General features: G+C 67.2%; 16 protein-coding genes. 13 read left to right on the plus strand and 3 right to left on the minus strand.

Going from position 1 to position 14981, the window contains the following annotated elements; genetic code table 11:
* Nucleotides 1–124 precede the first annotated feature (124 nt).
* Both AUL34_RS05660 and kynU read left to right on the plus strand, forming a co-directional pair.
* Nucleotides 125–1186, plus strand: coding sequence for a DHH family phosphoesterase (locus AUL34_RS05660; RefSeq protein ID WP_061932260.1), 1062 nt, complete (start codon nt 125–127; stop codon nt 1184–1186).
* Between the two features lie 79 nt (nt 1187–1265).
* Nucleotides 1266–2468 (plus strand): kynureninase, encoded by a 1203-nt coding sequence (kynU, locus tag AUL34_RS05665; RefSeq protein ID WP_061932061.1) that lies wholly within the window; start codon nt 1266–1268, stop codon nt 2466–2468.
* 26 nt (nt 2469–2494) lie between these two features.
* On the opposite strand, the gene AUL34_RS05670 is transcribed toward kynU, so the two are convergent.
* Complete coding sequence (locus AUL34_RS05670) at nt 2495–3220, minus strand: L,D-transpeptidase (RefSeq protein ID WP_061932063.1); 726 nt, start codon at nt 3218–3220, stop codon at nt 2495–2497.
* Between the two features lie 293 nt (nt 3221–3513).
* Between AUL34_RS05670 and AUL34_RS05675 the strand changes: the two genes are divergently transcribed.
* From AUL34_RS05675 to AUL34_RS05685, 3 genes are all read left to right on the plus strand, one after another.
* The gene (locus AUL34_RS05675; protein ID WP_061932064.1) at nt 3514–4116 is read left to right on the plus strand and encodes a superoxide dismutase; all 603 of its coding nucleotides are present in this window, start codon (nt 3514–3516) and stop codon (nt 4114–4116) included.
* Between the two features lie 161 nt (nt 4117–4277).
* Nucleotides 4278–4733 (plus strand): cytochrome c, encoded by a 456-nt coding sequence (locus AUL34_RS05680; RefSeq protein WP_082653170.1) that lies wholly within the window; start codon nt 4278–4280, stop codon nt 4731–4733.
* A gap of 9 nt (nt 4734–4742) precedes the next feature.
* Nucleotides 4743–5675: a cytochrome c gene (locus AUL34_RS05685; RefSeq protein ID WP_061932066.1), complete on the plus strand. Its 933-nt coding sequence runs from the start codon at nt 4743–4745 to the stop codon at nt 5673–5675.
* Nucleotides 5676–5696: 21 nt separating this feature from the next.
* Here the strand turns inward: AUL34_RS05685 and AUL34_RS05690 are convergent, their stop codons facing one another.
* Nucleotides 5697–7814, minus strand: coding sequence for a S9 family peptidase (locus tag AUL34_RS05690; protein ID WP_061932068.1), 2118 nt, complete (start codon nt 7812–7814; stop codon nt 5697–5699).
* Nucleotides 7815–7885: 71 nt separating this feature from the next.
* Complete coding sequence (msrB, locus tag AUL34_RS05695; protein WP_061932070.1) at nt 7886–8287, minus strand: peptide-methionine (R)-S-oxide reductase MsrB; 402 nt, start codon at nt 8285–8287, stop codon at nt 7886–7888.
* Nucleotides 8288–8488: 201 nt separating this feature from the next.
* Between msrB and AUL34_RS05700 the strand changes: the two genes are divergently transcribed.
* From AUL34_RS05700 to AUL34_RS05735, 8 genes are read left to right on the plus strand one after another with little or no spacing between them, the layout of a single operon-like run.
* A complete protein-coding gene (locus AUL34_RS05700) occupies nt 8489–10861 on the plus strand; it encodes a putative monovalent cation/H+ antiporter subunit A (RefSeq protein WP_061932072.1) in 2373 nt (790 codons plus the stop codon).
* Nucleotides 10858–11277, plus strand: coding sequence for a Na(+)/H(+) antiporter subunit B (locus AUL34_RS05705; protein ID WP_061932074.1), 420 nt, complete (start codon nt 10858–10860; stop codon nt 11275–11277). Before AUL34_RS05700 ends, AUL34_RS05705 begins: the two co-directional genes overlap by 4 nt.
* A gap of 15 nt (nt 11278–11292) precedes the next feature.
* A complete protein-coding gene (locus tag AUL34_RS05710) occupies nt 11293–11670 on the plus strand; it encodes a Na+/H+ antiporter subunit C (protein WP_061932076.1) in 378 nt (125 codons plus the stop codon).
* A gap of 12 nt (nt 11671–11682) precedes the next feature.
* A complete protein-coding gene (locus tag AUL34_RS05715) occupies nt 11683–13368 on the plus strand; it encodes a proton-conducting transporter membrane subunit (RefSeq protein ID WP_061932078.1) in 1686 nt (561 codons plus the stop codon).
* Nucleotides 13365–13838 (plus strand): Na+/H+ antiporter subunit E, encoded by a 474-nt coding sequence (locus tag AUL34_RS05720; RefSeq protein WP_061932080.1) that lies wholly within the window; start codon nt 13365–13367, stop codon nt 13836–13838. The genes AUL34_RS05715 and AUL34_RS05720 overlap by 4 nt, the downstream gene beginning before the upstream one ends.
* Nucleotides 13835–14200 carry a cation:proton antiporter gene (locus AUL34_RS05725; RefSeq protein WP_061932082.1) on the plus strand — a complete coding sequence of 122 codons (366 nt, stop codon included), beginning with the start codon at nt 13835–13837 and terminating at the stop codon, nt 14198–14200. The genes AUL34_RS05720 and AUL34_RS05725 overlap by 4 nt, the downstream gene beginning before the upstream one ends.
* Entirely contained in the window at nt 14197–14577 is a 381-nt protein-coding gene (mnhG, locus tag AUL34_RS05730; RefSeq protein WP_061932084.1) for a monovalent cation/H(+) antiporter subunit G, read from the plus strand. Before AUL34_RS05725 ends, mnhG begins: the two co-directional genes overlap by 4 nt.
* Nucleotides 14574–14936, plus strand: coding sequence for a DUF423 domain-containing protein (locus AUL34_RS05735; RefSeq protein ID WP_061932086.1), 363 nt, complete (start codon nt 14574–14576; stop codon nt 14934–14936). The genes mnhG and AUL34_RS05735 overlap by 4 nt, the downstream gene beginning before the upstream one ends.
* The last annotated feature ends 45 nt before the right edge of the window (nt 14937–14981 follow it).

The raw sequence follows: 14981 nt of genomic DNA on the forward strand, positions 1-14981 counted from the left end.
GGGCATGCGCGAAGCCGGGTTCCTGCTCGCCGCGGCGGACTCCTTGGCCGACCACAGACGTCGCGGCCTGGAGCGGGATCGCATCCGCTGCGTTGTCTTGCGAGGAACCGAGGTGGGAGGGGGCATGGCCCGGGGCAGCGCGACCTACGACAAGCCGGAGAACTTCGCATCGGCCATCGAGCGCTTCGGTCCCGATCCTCTCATCGTCTGCCACAACGACGCGGACGGCCTGTCCGCCGGCGTGATCCTCAAGAAGGCCCTGCAGCGCGCGGGCCATTCGCCCGAGGTGCGCATTATCGGCAAGGGCGAGAACGCGTATTCCGACGCCTTCCGGCGTGAGATCGCGGGCAGGGCTCTCGGTGGTCTGGTGATCGCCGATCTGGGCGTGTCGGCAAAGCTGCCGCGCGATGACGTGCCGGTCGTCCTCGTCGACCACCATGTGCCGACCGGCCGCCCCACGAACGCCGTCACGATCAGCGGCATCGACGACGACCCGATCCCGACCACCAGCCTTCTTGCCTATCGTTGCGCCGAGGCGATGGGGGTGGCGGACGATCTTCTCTGGTTGGCGGCCATCGGGCTGATCGGCGACCTCGCGGACGACTCAGGGTTTGCCGAAATGGCGGATGCGCGTTCGCGCTACGGCATCACCGCGCTCCGCAAGGCCGTCTCGCTGGTCAACGCGCCGCGCCGCACCGCAGGCGGCGATGCATCGGCCGCGTTCGCCCTCCTGGAGAAGGCGGATGGCCCGAAGGCCGTCCTGTCGGGCGAGCATGCCGAGACCGCCGCCTTGCTTGACGCCAAGTCGGAGGTTGCGACGGCGCTCGACGCCGCGCGCAAGGTGGCGCCGAGCGTCGTCGGCGACGTCGCGATCGTCCGCTTCGCCTCCGGCTGCCAGATCCATCCGCTCGTGGCCCAGGCCTGGCGGGGACGCCTCAAGGACCGGATCGTGATCGCGGCCAACACGGGCTATAGGCCGGGCTGGGTGCACTTCGCGGTGCGCACGGCGACCGATCGCGATATCCTGGCCTTTCTGGCCGACCATCGTCCCGCGGGGGCCGACGAGCAATACGGCAACGGACACAGGGCCGCCTCCGGCGGCGCGCTGCGCGCAAGGGACTGGAACGCATTCGTAGCGGGTCTCGGTTTCGGCTCCGAGATGACGCTGCCGGAAGACGCAGCTTGAACGCTCGGCACGATCCATCGCACAAGGCTGCCAGAGCCGCGACGTGAGTGCGCCGGCACCCTCGTTCGCCTCGGAGCCCATGTCCCAGACCGACCCCTTTCGCGCCACGCGCGCGCTGTTCGACCTGCCGGACGGCCTCGTCTACCTCGACGGAAACTCCCTCGGAGCCCTTCCGAAAGCGGTCGGCGCACGCGTTTCGCAGGTGATCTCGGATGAGTGGGGCCGCTCGCTCATCGGCGCCTGGAACAGTGCCGGCTGGGTGGACCTGCCTCGCCGCGTCGGCGACCGCGTCGGCCGGCTGATCGGCGCGCCGGCAGGCTCGGTCACCATGGGCGACACCCTGTCGATCAAGGTCTACCAGGCGCTCGCCTCGGCGCTTGAACTAAGGCCGGATCGGCGTGTGATTCTCTCCGATACCGGCAACTTCCCGACCGATCTCTACATGGCGCAGGGCCTGATCGCCTCGCTCGGGCGCGGGCACGAGTTGCGTGTCGTCGAGCCGGAAGCGGTCGAGGCTGCGATCGACGAGAGCGTCGCGGCGGTGATGCTGACGCAGGTCGACTATCGCACGGGCCGACTGCACGACATGGTCGCCCTGACCGAAAAGACCCACGCCGCGGGCGCCCTGGCCATCTGGGACCTGGCCCATTCCGCCGGCGCCCTGCCGGTGGACGTGGCCGGGGCCGGAGCGGATTTCGCCGTCGGCTGCACCTACAAATATCTCAACGGGGGGCCGGGCGCACCTGCCTTCATCTATGTGGCGAAGCCCCTAGCGGACACGGTGCGGCCGGCTTTGTCCGGCTGGTTCGGACACGACGCACCCTTCGCCTTCGAGCCGAGCTACCGCCCGGCATCCGGCGTCGAGCGCATGCGCGTCGGCACGCCGCCGATCCTGGCGCTTGCGGCACTGGACGCGGCGTTGGACGTCTGGGAGGGGATCGACATGGAGGCGGTTCGCGCGCGGTCCATTCAACTCGGCGAACTGTTCATCCGCGAAGTGCGGGCCCACGTGCCGGACCTCGAACTTGCATCGCCCGTGGACCCGTCGAAGCGGGGATCGCAGGTGTCGTTTCGGCACCCGGAGGGCTACGCGGTGATGCAGGCGCTGATCGCGGAAGGCGTCATCGGAGACTACCGCGCCCCGGACATCATGCGCTTCGGCTTCACGCCGCTCTATCTTGGGGAGGACGAGGTCCGCAGCGGCGCCGCGATCCTCGCGGATATCCTGACGACGGGGCGATGGGATACGCCCGCGTTCCGCCGCCGGAACAAGGTGACCTGACCGGCGGCAAACGAGGACAGGGCGGCTCAGACCGCCGCGCCGCCTTCCTGATTGACGATCACGGTCGCGCCGGCGCTGGCGCGGTCGTAGAGATCGATGATGTCGTGGTTCATGAAGCGCACGCAGCCCGACGACACCGCCTTGCCGATGGTCCACCATTCCGGCGTGCCATGCAGCCGGTAGAGTGTGTCCTGGCCGTTCTGGAAGAGGTAGAGCGCGCGGGCCCCGAGCGGATTCTTGAGGCCGGGCTCCATCCCGTTGCGGTAGATTTCAAGTTCCGGCTGGCGCGCGATCATTTCGGACGGAGGCGTCCAGCGCGGCCACTCGCGCTTGAACTGGACGCGTGCGCGACCCTCCCAGGCAAAGCCGTCGCGGCCGATGCCGACGCCGTAGCGCATCGCGGTGCCGCCGGGCTGGATCAGGTAGGCATAGCGTGTCGGTGTGTCGATGATGATGGTCCCCGGCTCTTCGGGACCGGCATAGGCGACCTCGCGGCGGAGGTAGCGCGTGTCCACCCGTCGCAGATCGATGCCGGGGATCAGGAAACCGCCGTCCTGGATCGGGCCGTAGGCCGTCGCGTATTCCGGGCTGACGCCACCCGGCCCGGTACCGCCGTTGAATGGGGTGAGATTGGCGATGCGCGCGCGGCTATCCGTGGTGCAAGCGGAAAGGGCGAAGGCGGCGGCGCCGAGCCCAAGGCCCTGCAGCAGGGAACGCCGCGACAGGGCGCGTGAAGTACGATCTTCGGTCATGATCCAGCCAGAACAGGCGCCCCATCCTGCTTCCTGTTCCGGAAGCTTGCGAACAGGCCGCATCAACACATGCGCTCAGAACGCGCCGAGGCGACTTTCGTTCCGAAGCCTTAAGGTCTCCTGACGGGTCGCCCGGCGGCACCTTCCGCGGATGGATATTCTCCCGGCAGCCGCCCTTTCGCAACGGTCGAGGCTGACAAAGCGGGCATGAGGCTCTAGCTAAGGCCCCGGTTCCAGTGCCCGTCGGCGGGATCGAATCGCCCGCGGCGGACTCGAGAAGAAGGAGACGACCGATGGCCTTCACCCTGCCCGAACTTCCCTACGCCTACGATGCCCTTCAGCCCTACATGTCGAAGGAAACGCTGGAGTTCCACCACGACAAGCACCATCAGGCCTATGTCGACATGGGCAACAAGCTCGCTGCCGAGGCCGGCCTTGCCGACGCGTCGGTGGAAGAGGTGGTGAAGCAGTCCTACGGCAAGAACCAGCCGCTCTTCAACAACGCCGGCCAGCACTACAACCACATCCACTTCTGGAAGGGGATGAAGCCGAACGGCGGTGGCAAGAGCCTGCCGGGCAAGCTGCAGACGGCGATCGATTCCGATCTCGGCGGCTACGACAAGTTCCGCAACGACTTCATCGAAGCCGGCAAGACGCAGTTCGGTTCGGGCTGGGCCTGGCTCGCCGTCAAGGACGGGAAGCTGCAGATCGTGAAGACGCCGAACGGCGAGAACCCGCTCGTGCAGGGCGCGACGCCGATCCTGGGCGTCGACGTGTGGGAGCATTCCTACTACATCGACTACCGCAACGCCCGTCCGAAGTATCTGGAAGCCTTCGTGGACAACCTCGTCAACTGGGACTACGTCCTCGAGCGCTACGAGGCCGCCGGCGCCTGAACGCCCCGAGCGATCGTTTGAATCGGAAGACCCCGCCGCAGCGAATGCGGCGGGGTCTTTTCGTTTCGTGCGGAGGCCGCGACCAACCGACGGATGGACATGCATCCAATTCCGCTATCTTCTCCCTGGAAGCGTTCCAAGGTCGTTTGGGAGAATCGGGCATGCCGACATGGAAGATGGGTTTCGCCGGGCTGGTGATTTCGGCGGCGCTGATGGCGCCGCTCGTTCCGGCCGTCGCGCAGAACACGGACGTCATCGCCGAGCGCCAGCAGCTCATGAAGAACAACGCCAAGGCCGCTCGGGCCGCCAGCGCGCTGATCAAGGGTGAGGAGCCCTACGAGGCGTCCAAGGCGACCGACATCCTCCAGACGCTGAACACGGACGCCAAGAAGTTCGGCACGCTGTTCCCCGAGGACTCCAAGACGGGTGGCAAGACCGAGGCTTCGCCCGCGATCTGGGAGAAGCCGGACGAATTCCAGGCAGCCAACGCGAAGTTCGTGGCCGACACGCAGGCCGCGCTCGACGCCAAGCCGGCCGACGTGGACGCCTTCAAGACGGCGTTCGCGGGCGTCGCCGCCAACTGCCAGAGCTGCCACCAGCAGTTCCGCGCCAAGTAGGCTCCGCTCGTGGCCGCGCGTGGCGTCCTCGTTGCGCTGGGAGCCGTCGTCCTTCTGGCCGGCGCGGCCTATGCCCTGACGAGCCCGACGCGGCTGGAGCCGGAGGCGATCGCGGCCGAGGGCAGCGGCGATGCGGTGCGCGGCGAGCGCCTGTTCCATGCGGGTGGCTGCGCTTCCTGCCATGCGCCCGCGGAAGGCCAGGGCGACGGGCCCGTGGCGTTGGCTGGCGGGCCGCCTCTGGTGACGAAGTTCGGCACCTTCCACGCGCCCAACATCTCGCCCGACCCGCAGGCCGGCATTGGCGCCTGGTCGCTCGCCGACTTCGCCAATGCCATGCAGCGCGGCGTCGGTCCGAACGGCGAGCCGCTCTATCCAGCCTTCCCGTACACGTCCTACGCCCGGATGACGCCGGGGGACGTCGCGGATCTCCACGCCTATCTTCTGACCCTGCCGGCGTCCGACGTCGTCGCGCCGGCGCACGAGCTGAGCTTCCCGTTCAACATCCGACGGGGCGTCGGTCTCTGGCAGCGGGTCTTCCTCGACCCGAAGCCCGTGGTGGCGCTGCCGGCCGACGCGCCCGAACTCGTGAAGCGGGGGCAGTATCTGGTGGAGGGTCCCGGCCATTGCGGCGAATGCCATACGCCGCGGTCCCTCGGCGGCCTCGGCGGTCTCGACGATGCGCGCTGGCTCGCCGGCGGCCCCGCCCCGGAGGGCGACGGCAACATCCCGAACATCACGCCGGGCGGTGCGGTCGCGGACTGGTCGCAATCCGATCTCGTGAACTACTTCGAGACCGGCTTCACGCCGGACTTCGATAGCGTCGGCGGCTCCATGGTCGCCGTGCAGAACAATCTGGCACGGCTTCCGCCGGAAGATCGCGAGGCGATCGCCGCCTACCTCAAGGCGATCCCCGCCGTCGCGAGCGCGGGCGAGGGGAACTGACGCTCCCCTCGCGAACGGCTGTCAGGCGCTGGGCCGACGCTCCGGCAGACCCATCAGCTTCAGCGCGAAGGCGTAGATCATTGCCACCTCGTCGAGCTTGGCGAAGCGCCCGGACGCGCCGCCGTGCCCGGCGCCCATGTTCGTGTGCAGCACCACGGGATTGGCGTCCGTCTTCAAGGCCCGCAGCCGGGCCACCCACTTGGCGGGCTCCCAATAGGTCACGCGCGGATCGGTGAGGCCGGCGAGCGCCAGGATCGGAGGATAGGCCTGCGCGCCGACATTGTCGTAGGGACTATAGCCAGCGATCGTGGCGTAGTCGGCGGGCGAGGCGATCGGGTTGCCCCATTCCGGCCATTCGGGCGGCGTCAGCGGCAGCGTGTCGTCCAGCATCGTGTTGAGCACGTCGACGAAGGGCACGACCGCGACGATGCCGCCGAACTTCTCCGGCGCGAGGTTAGCGACGGCGCCCATCAGCATGCCGCCGGCCGAGCCGCCATGCGCGACGATGCGGTCGTATCGCGTGAACCCCTCGGCCACGAGATGGTCGGCAGCTGCGATGAAGTCGGTGAACGTGTTGCGCTTGTGCTCGCGCCGTCCCGCCTCGTACCAGCGAAACCCCTTGTCCTTGCCGCCGCGGATATGGGCGATCGCATAGACGAAGCCGCGATCCACCAGGGACAGGCAGTTGGTGTTGAACGAGGCCGGGATGGTCATCCCGTAGGAGCCGTAGCCGTAGAGGAGGCATGGTGCCGAGCCGTCGAGCGGCGTATCGTGGCGGTAGACCAGCGAGATCGGCACGGTCTCGCCATCGGCGGCCGGGGCGTGGATGCGGCGTGTGACGTACATCGCCGGGTCATGGCCGGAGGGAACCTCCTGCGTCTTCAGGAGGGTACGCTCACGCGTCTCGACATCGTAGGCGAAGGTCTGGTTCGGCGTCGTCATCGACGAGTAGGAGAACCGGATTTCCGTCGTGTCGAACTCGTAGGTCCCGCCTAGGCCCAGCGAATAGGCTTCCTCGTCGAAGGCGACGACGTGCTCGGCGCCATCGGCAAGCCGCTTGACCACGATGCGGGGAAGCCCGTCGCGCCGCTCCAGCCAGACGAGGTGACGCTTTAGGACGAGGTGGCTGAGGATCAGGCGCCCGTCCTCGTGGGGCACGAGATCGCGCCAGTTCTCCTTGCCTGGCATGTCGGCCGGAGCGGTCGCGATCTTGAAGTCCCGCGCGCCGTCGGCGTTGGTCAGGATGTAGAGGGTGCCGTCCGCCTCGTCGATGTCGTATTCGACGCCGGTCTGGCGGCGCACGACGAGGCGCGGCTCGGCGGCCGGGTTGACGGCGGGAATGAGCCAGGCTTCCGAGGTTTCATGATCGTGGATGTCGATCACCACGAAATTGTTGGACTGCGTGCCGCCGACACCCATGAAGAAACCGGTATCGGTTTCCTCGTAGATCAGCTGGTCATCGGCCGCATCCGTGCCGAGCGCATGGTAGAAGACGCGGCTCGGGCGGTGGTTGGCATCGAGGCGGGTGTAGAAGAACCCATGCGAGCGGGCGTCCCAGGCAACGCCGCCGCTGGTATCGGCGACGAGCTCGGCCGTATCCTTGCCCGTGTCGAGATCTCGCACCGTCAGGTCATAGAACTCCGAGCCCTTGTCGTCGCGCGACCAGGCGAGCCAGCGATGGTCGGGCGAATGGTCGACGCCACCGATCGAGAAGTAATCCGAACCCTCCGCCTCGGCCTCGCCGTCCAGCATCACAGTTTCGTCGCCGCCTTGGCGCGGGCGGCGCACGAAGCGCGGATACTCGGCGCCGTGCCGATAGGATACGCCGTAGGCATAGGCTCCGTCCGGCGCCGGCACGGACGAGTCGTCCTCCTTGATGCGTCCGCGCATCTCGGCGATGAGATCCGCCTTGAGCCCGTCGAGATCGCCCATCACCGCCCTGGCATAGGTGTTCTCGGCGTCGAGATGCGCCCGGATGGCGGGGTCGAGGAGGCTCGTGTCCTTGAACATCTCCTGCCAGTTGGGTGCCCGCAGCCAGGCGTAGTCGTCGGTGCGGGTCTGGCCGTGCCTCTCGTCGGAGACCGGACGGCGAACGGCGGGCGGGGGAGGGGGAAGGTCGTCGCGAAAGACGGGAGGCATGGCATGTCCGATCAGGGCCGCGGAGGGCGGGAAGCGAGGCGCGCCGGCGCCTCGCCGATGAGCCTCGTGTCTCAATCGCGCTGGAAGTTCAACGCATATCCGTTCATGCAGTAGCGCAGGCCGGTCGGGCGAGGACCGTCGTCGAAGACATGGCCGAGATGGGCTTCGCAATCGGCGCACCGCACCTCCGTCCGCGTCATGCCGTGCGAACGGTCCGTGACTTCCACGACGCAATCCCGATCCACCGGTTCGTAGAAGCTCGGCCAGCCGGTGCCGGACTCGAACTTCGTCTCGGAGCGGAACAGCGGCCTGTCGCAGCAGACGCAGGTGTAGAGACCGTCCGCCTTCTGGTCCCAGTTCGGTCCCGTGAACGGCCGCTCGGTGCCGTGTCCGCGTGCCACCTGATACTGCTCGGGTGTCAGCTGCTCGCGCCACTCCGCATCGCTCTTCTGGACCTTGAGATGGTCGGACATCGCACCCTCCTGTTCGGGATCGTCGGTTGCTGCCTAGCTAGGAGTCCGGCGCCCCTCCCACAAGCGCGCGTCGCTTCGCCGAGGGCGGAAACCGGCCGGTCACAAGCTGTTTAAGCTTGAAAAAGCGGGTTTGCGCCTTAGCCTTTGCTGAAGGGCGGCATGACTGAAGCCGGGCAGCGCGCGGGGGATCACGGGGACTGGATGGACTACCTATCGGACGGATTGTTGTTTCTCGCCCTGGCGCTTCCGTTCCTTGGGGCCATCGTCGCCCCCCTCTCCATCATCCTTCTGGATCGCCTCGGGTCGGTCTTTCTGGCGCTCTTTCCGATCGGTGCGCTCGCGATTCTGTTTCAGCAGAGCGCGCAGGTTCAGGCGCGGACGCCGATCCTCTTCGGATTCGACTGGGTGCCGTCCTTCGGCGTTCGTTTCGCCTTCCGGCTGGATGGTCTGTCCTTCGGGTTCGCCTTCCTGATCTTGTTCATCGGTGCGCTGGTCGTCATCTACTCCGGCGGCTACATGCCGCGCGGCTCCAAGCGGGGCCGGTTCCACGCCTATATCCTGATGTTCATGGGCTCGATGCTGGGTCTCGTCCTCGCGGACGACCTCATCACCCTGTTCATCTTCTGGGAGCTGACCTCCATCACCAGCTTCCTCCTGATCGGCTTCGATCATGAGCGCGAGGCCGCGCGCCGGGGCGCCGTGCAGGCGCTGGTCGTCACCGGCGGGGGCGGGCTGGCGCTGCTGGCGGGCCTTCTGATGATGCGCGAGGGCACCGGGCTGTCCTCGTTGAGCCTGCTTCTGGACGCCCCCGACGCCTTCCGCACCAGCGGCATCTTCGCGCCCGCGCTGCTCCTGATCCTCGTCGGTGCCTTCACGAAGTCGGCGCAGATGCCTTTCCACGTCTGGCTGCCCAACGCCATGGAGGCGCCGACGCCCGTCTCGGCCTATCTCCACTCGGCGACCATGGTGAAGGCCGGCATCTATCTCCTGATGCGCATGTTCCCGATGGCCGGGGACAGTGCGATCTGGGCGTTCGTGCTGCCGGTCTTCGGCGGGGTCACGCTGGTGATCGGCGCGGTGCTGGCGCTGCGCCAGAGCGACATCAAGCTAATGCTCGCCTATACCACGGTCGCCTCGCTCGGCCTCCTCGTCATGCTGCTCGGCATCGGCTCGGAACTCGCGGTGGAGGCGGCGGTCCTCTATCTCTTCGCCCATTCGCTCGCGAAGGCCTGCCTCTTCATGGTCGCCGGCTCGATCGACCACGGCGCGGGAACGCGCGATATCCGGGCGCTCGGTGGCCTCCGGGGGAAGATGCCGCTGACGTTTGCCGCCGCGATCCTCGGCGCCGCCGCGATGGGTGGTCTGCCTCCGCTCTTCGGTTTCCTCGCCAAGGAAGAGGTCTACGCCGCGACGGCGGTTGCCGACATCCGCGGCGTTCTGACCACGATCGCCGCGGTGTCCGGCAATGCCTTGATGTTCGCGGTCGCGCTCCTCGTGGCGTTGAAGCCGTTCCTCGGTCCCCTGCCGAGCGGTATGCGCCGCGCTCACGAGACGAGCCCGATGATCTGGTTCGGACCGCTGCTTCTCGGCGTCATCGGTCTTCTGGCAGCGATCTTCTCGCAGACCACGCACCAGTTCATCTCGAACCCGATGTCGCCGCCGGCTCTCGACGGTGCGCTCGCCGTCGACATCGCGCTCGGCTTCCACTGGGGGCCGGCGCTGATCTTGTCCCTCGTCACGGTGGCACTCGGGGTCGCGCTTTTCCTCCGGGCTCAGCGGATGCGTGCCGGCATCGCCGGGCTTCTGGCGCGGATCGGGTGGGGTCCGGACAAGGGCTTCGATCAGGCGATCCGCGGCCTCGTGGTGCTGGCCTGGCACATCACCAACCGCCTTCAGCCGGGGCGGCTCGACGTCTACATGCGCGTCACGTTCGGCGTGATCGTCGCCACCGTATGGATCACCATGATCTGGGCTGGCTCGCTGCCGACGGTTCCTGCCTTTCCCCGGCTGTTCTTCTACGAATGGGCCATCATCGGCATCGTGATCCTCGGAATCCTGGTGGTCACCTTCTCGGCCAGCCGCCTCACGGCGATCGTCTCGCTGGGGATTCAGGGCCTGGCGGTGGCGCTGCTCTTCATGCTGCTCGGCGCGCCGGACCTGTCCTTCACGCAGTTCATGGTCGAGATCCTGTCGGTGTCGATCCTCGCCCTTGTCATGACGCGGCTCCGGCTGATGCCGGCCGACCGCCGTCCATGGCGCAAGATCGTCGGGGATGCTGGCCTTGCGGCAGCTGGCGGGCTGGGGCTGGGAATGTTTCTGCTCGCCGTGACGCAGCGGCCCTTCGATGCCGGACTGGCGCGCTTCTACGAGACCTACAGCTACACGATCGCCCACGGGCGCAACATCGTGAACGTCATCCTCGTCGACTTCCGCGGCGTCGATACCTGGGGCGAGATCGCGGTGGTCCTGACGACGGGTGCGGCCATCCTGGCGCTCGTGCGCATCCGGGCGACGAAACCCGATGCGCGCCATTCGCGAAAGCGCCGCCGCCGGTCCGGGGAGTTGCATCCATGAGAACGGTCATCTTCCGCGTCACCGCGCCCTACATCACCGCGCTGATGCTCCTGTTCTCCCTGTTCGTGCTGCTGCGCGGCCACAACGAACCGGGCGGCGGCTTCATCGGCGGGCTCATCGCTTCCTCGGCCATCGCGGTCTACGGCATGGCCTGCGGCGTCGACGCGGTTCGCCGCGCCTTGCACTATCACCCGATCGCCTATGCGGGTTTCGGTCTGATCGTGGCAGTCCTCGCCGGGCTGATGCCCCTGTTCGGCGGCGCGCCCTTCATGACGGGGCTCTGGGCCTTCATTTCCGTGGCGGGTGCGGAGGTCGCGTTGTCGACCACGCTGATCTTCGACCTCGGTGTGTTCCTGGTCATCGTCGGCGCGATCTCGTCGATCGCACTGTCGCTCGAGGAGCGTTATTCCGGATGAGGGAGGCCGACTGACATGGAAATCGCTCTGGCCGGCCTCGTCGCGGTGATGTTCTCCGTGACGATCTACCTGCTCCTGTCGCGCTACATCATTCGCATGCTGCTCGGCGTCGTGCTGCTCGGCAATTCCGTCAACCTGTCGCTCTTCGTGGCGGGGCGGATCGAGCCGATCGCGCCGCCGCTCATTCCGGCGGGCCTCAAGGTGCCGCCGCAGGCCATCGCCAATCCGGTGCCGCAAGCGCTCGTGCTTACGGCGATCGTCATTTCCTTCTCCTTCTTCGTGTTCCTGCTCGTGCTCGCCTATCGCGCCTACCAAGACCTTGAAACCGACGACACGATGGAAATGCGCGTGGCCGAACCCGAGGACGAGGGGCTTCCGCCCCTCGGCTTCTGAGGGGAGGGACGGATGGACGAAACCGCAACCCTGATCGCCCAAGCCATGGTGCTGGACCGGTTCGCGCCGGACCAGGCGCTCCTGGTTCTGCCCGTCGTCATCTGCTTCATGTTCGGTGCCGTGCTTCTGATGATGCGCCGGCGGATGGATCTTCATCCGGTGATCGCGGTGATCGGGCTGACGCTGCTTCTCGCGACCGATCTGGCGCTTCTCTGGCGCATCGCGGAGGGCGGGCCGATGTCGATGGCCATGGGGGGATGGCGACCGCCGTTCGGCATCTCCTTCACGGCCGATCTTCTCAGCGCGCTGTTTCTTTCGGTCGCCGGCTTCGCGGGCCTTGCCTGCGGCATCTACGCGATCGCCTCGATCGACGAGGAGGGGCGGCGCTACGGCTTCTATCCGTTCCTCTTCATGGTGATGGGCGGTGTGTCCGGCGCCTTCCTGACCGGCGATATCTTCAATCTCTACGTCTGGTTCGAGGTGCTGCTGATCGGCTCGTTCGGGCTGCTGATCCTCGGCTCCGAGCGCGAGCAGCTCGACGGGGCGACGAAGTACTGCTTCCTCAACCTGATCGGCGCGACGGTCTTCCTGCTGACGATCGGCTATCTCTTCGGGTTGTTCGGCACGCTGAACATGGCCGATATCGCCGCCAAGTCGGCGCTCATGGAGGGCAACGGCATCCTCCTGACCATCGCCTCGCTCTTCGTCGTCTCATTTGCGATGAAGGCCGCGGCGTTTCCCCTCAACTTCTGGCTGCCGGCCTCCTACCACACGCCGCGCTTCGTGGTGTCGGCGCTGTTCGCCGGCCTCCTCACGAAGGTGGGTATCTATGCGCTGATCCGCGTGGTCCTGATGCTGTTCCCGCCGGAGCGCGGAGGGCTCGGCGTCGTCATCGCCTGGATGGCCGCGCTCACGATGCTGTTCGGCGCGCTCGGCGCGCTGGCGCAGTCCGACCTTCGGCGCATGCTGAACTACGCGGTGATCACCGGCATCGGCACGATCCTCGCCGGCATCGCCATCCCGCCGGTCCTGGAAAGCGCGTCGAGCGCGATCACCACGGGCGCCGCCAGCGTCCTCAGGAACGGCGGAGCCGGAACGCTGATACAGAACGGCGTCTCGGCGGACGGACCGCTGGCGACGGGGCTCGGCGGCGCGATCTTCTATGCCGTCCACTCCATCGTCGTCATGACGGCGTTGTATCTGGCCGCCGGCGTCGCGGCCTTCCGCAACGGCTCGTCGTCGCTGCACGAGATGGGCGGTCTGTGGCGGCGCCATCCCCTATTCTCGGCGTTGATGCTGGTGCTGCTTTTGGCCGTCGCCGGCCTGCCGCCCTTCTCCGGCTTCTGGCCAAAGATGCTGCTGGTGCGCGCCTCCATCTCCGCAGACCTGCCGTGGCTGGCGTTCGCCGTGCTCCTCTCGGGCTTCCTCTTGACGATCGCCTGCGCACGCGTCTTCGCACTCGCCTTCTGGCGCCCGCTGCCTGCGCACCCCGACGCCGACCACCATGCGGCCGAGGACGCGTTCCGTGCGCCGCCCCCCGGGCGTCCCCTTGCGACCATTCCGCTGGTGGCCCTCTGCGTCTTCGTGATCGCCATCGGTGTCTGGCCGCAACCCCTGGCGGACCTGTCCATGCAGGCGGCGCATCAGGTGCTGCACCCGTCCCAGTATCTGGCAGCGGTGCTTGGAGAGGTGCCATGACCCCCTTCGTCGCCAACCTCCTGCTCGCCCTGGTCTGGCTGGTGATCACCGGCGGGTTCAGCCTCGCCAACCTGATCTTCGGCTTCTTTCTGGGAGCGGCCTCGCTCTATCTCATCCGCGAGCAGGTCGGGGCAGGCAGCTATTTTCAGCACGGGCGCAAGGTCGTCTCGCTCATCCTGTTCCTGATCTACGACCTTGCGGTTTCGGCCTGGCGGGTCGCCTTCGTGGTGATGCGGCCGAAGCTCGACCTCAAGCCCGGGGTCTTCCTGTATCGCCACAAGATGCGCAGCGAGTTCGAGATCGCGCTCCTCTCCAACCTCGTCGGATTGACCCCGGGAACGCTGATCTTCGACATCGCGGACGACGAGCGCACCCTCTACGTCCATGCCCTGGACTGTTCCGACCCGGACGCCCGCCGACGGGAAATCTCGGAAGGCTTCGAGCGCCGGATTCTGGAGCTGTCGCAATGAGCTTCCTCCAGTTTTCGGAGCTCGTGCTCGATTGGGCGCTGTCGATCGCGCTGGTGTTCCTGTGCCTGTCGCTGACGCTCACCGTCGTGCGCATCTGGAAGGGACCGACGCTGCCCGACCGCGTGCTCGGGCTCGACGTCCTCACCAGTTCCTCCATCGGCCTCATCGCGGTGATCGGCATCGACACGGGCTTCACGCTCTATGTCGACATCGCCATCGCGCTCGGTCTCGTCGGCTTCCTCGCCACCGTGTCCTTCGCCCGCTTCATCATGGCACGCGGCGATACCGAGCGCTCCCCGGTAGCGGTCATGGAGCCGGAGAAGATCGACGAGGCCGTCCTCACCAAGGAGCCGCAGCCATGACCGCCGTCGGGAACCTGCTCGCCGCGCTCTTCGTGATCCTCGGATCGCTGTTCGCGCTGGTCGCATCGGTGGGCATCCTGCGCCTGCCCGACTTCTACACCCGTGTCCATGCGGCCTCGAAGGCCGGGACGGTCGGCTCGGCGCTGGCGCTGGTGGCGCTCGCCATCGTCTCGGTGCAGACGGCGGAAGTGCTTCGCGCCATAGCCGCCATCGTGTTCTTCTTCCTCACCGCACCGATCGCCGCGCATCTTCTCGGAAAGGCGGCCTATACGGCCGGCTATCGCATGTGGTCGGGTTCGGTGCTGGACGAGATGAAGCCCCGAAGACCCGGCGGGGACGACGCGGTGGATGGCGATCCGCAAAGACCGATCCTGTGACGGCAAGGATTCTCGTTGCCGCTGCAGGTCTGTTTGGTGCCGCCGGAACGGCTGGTGCCGCCTTCGCCGCGCACGGGGGAGCCGACGCCAACCTCGTCGCCATCGCGGCGGCCATCGCCTTCGTTCATGCGCCCGCACTTCTCGCTCTCGGACTGGCCCCGGGCGGAACGCTGCGAGCGCGTTTCCTGCCGGGCGGGCTGATGTTCCTCGGGACGGTCCTCTTCTCCGGCGATCTCGCAATGCGCGCCGTCGCCGGCAGCCGTCTGTTCGCCAACGCCGCCCCGATCGGGGGCACGGTGCTGATCGCCGGCTGGCTCAGCCTCGTGGTGCTCGCCCTCCTGCCGCGCCGTCCGGCTTGACGTGTCGCTCTCCGCCCGTTCCGATGCGGGGAATGAGGAGGCAGG

The organism is Aureimonas sp. AU22 (assembly GCF_001463745.1).
In the GTDB taxonomy this organism is placed as follows: Bacteria; Pseudomonadota; Alphaproteobacteria; order Rhizobiales; family Rhizobiaceae; genus Aureimonas.

Excerpts from the sequence above, each read along its gene's own strand:
- AUL34_RS05660 (WP_061932260.1), top strand. The coding sequence starts at position 125 with ATGGCCCGGGGCAGCGCGACCTACGACAAGCCGGAGAACTTCGCATCG.
- kynU (WP_061932061.1), top strand. The coding sequence starts at position 1,266 with ATGTCCCAGACCGACCCCTTTCGCGCCACGCGCGCGCTGTTCGACCTG.
- AUL34_RS05670 (WP_061932063.1), bottom strand. The coding sequence starts at position 3,220 with ATGACCGAAGATCGTACTTCACGCGCCCTGTCGCGGCGTTCCCTGCTG.
- AUL34_RS05675 (WP_061932064.1), top strand. The coding sequence starts at position 3,514 with ATGGCCTTCACCCTGCCCGAACTTCCCTACGCCTACGATGCCCTTCAG.
- AUL34_RS05680 (WP_082653170.1), top strand. The coding sequence starts at position 4,278 with ATGCCGACATGGAAGATGGGTTTCGCCGGGCTGGTGATTTCGGCGGCG.
- AUL34_RS05690 (WP_061932068.1), bottom strand. The coding sequence starts at position 7,814 with ATGCCTCCCGTCTTTCGCGACGACCTTCCCCCTCCCCCGCCCGCCGTT.
- msrB (WP_061932070.1), bottom strand. The coding sequence starts at position 8,287 with ATGTCCGACCATCTCAAGGTCCAGAAGAGCGATGCGGAGTGGCGCGAG.
- AUL34_RS05700 (WP_061932072.1), top strand. The coding sequence starts at position 8,489 with ATGGACTACCTATCGGACGGATTGTTGTTTCTCGCCCTGGCGCTTCCG.
- AUL34_RS05705 (WP_061932074.1), top strand. The coding sequence starts at position 10,858 with ATGAGAACGGTCATCTTCCGCGTCACCGCGCCCTACATCACCGCGCTG.
- AUL34_RS05710 (WP_061932076.1), top strand. The coding sequence starts at position 11,293 with ATGGAAATCGCTCTGGCCGGCCTCGTCGCGGTGATGTTCTCCGTGACG.
- AUL34_RS05715 (WP_061932078.1), top strand. The coding sequence starts at position 11,683 with ATGGACGAAACCGCAACCCTGATCGCCCAAGCCATGGTGCTGGACCGG.
- AUL34_RS05720 (WP_061932080.1), top strand. The coding sequence starts at position 13,365 with ATGACCCCCTTCGTCGCCAACCTCCTGCTCGCCCTGGTCTGGCTGGTG.
- AUL34_RS05725 (WP_061932082.1), top strand. The coding sequence starts at position 13,835 with ATGAGCTTCCTCCAGTTTTCGGAGCTCGTGCTCGATTGGGCGCTGTCG.
- mnhG (WP_061932084.1), top strand. The coding sequence starts at position 14,197 with ATGACCGCCGTCGGGAACCTGCTCGCCGCGCTCTTCGTGATCCTCGGA.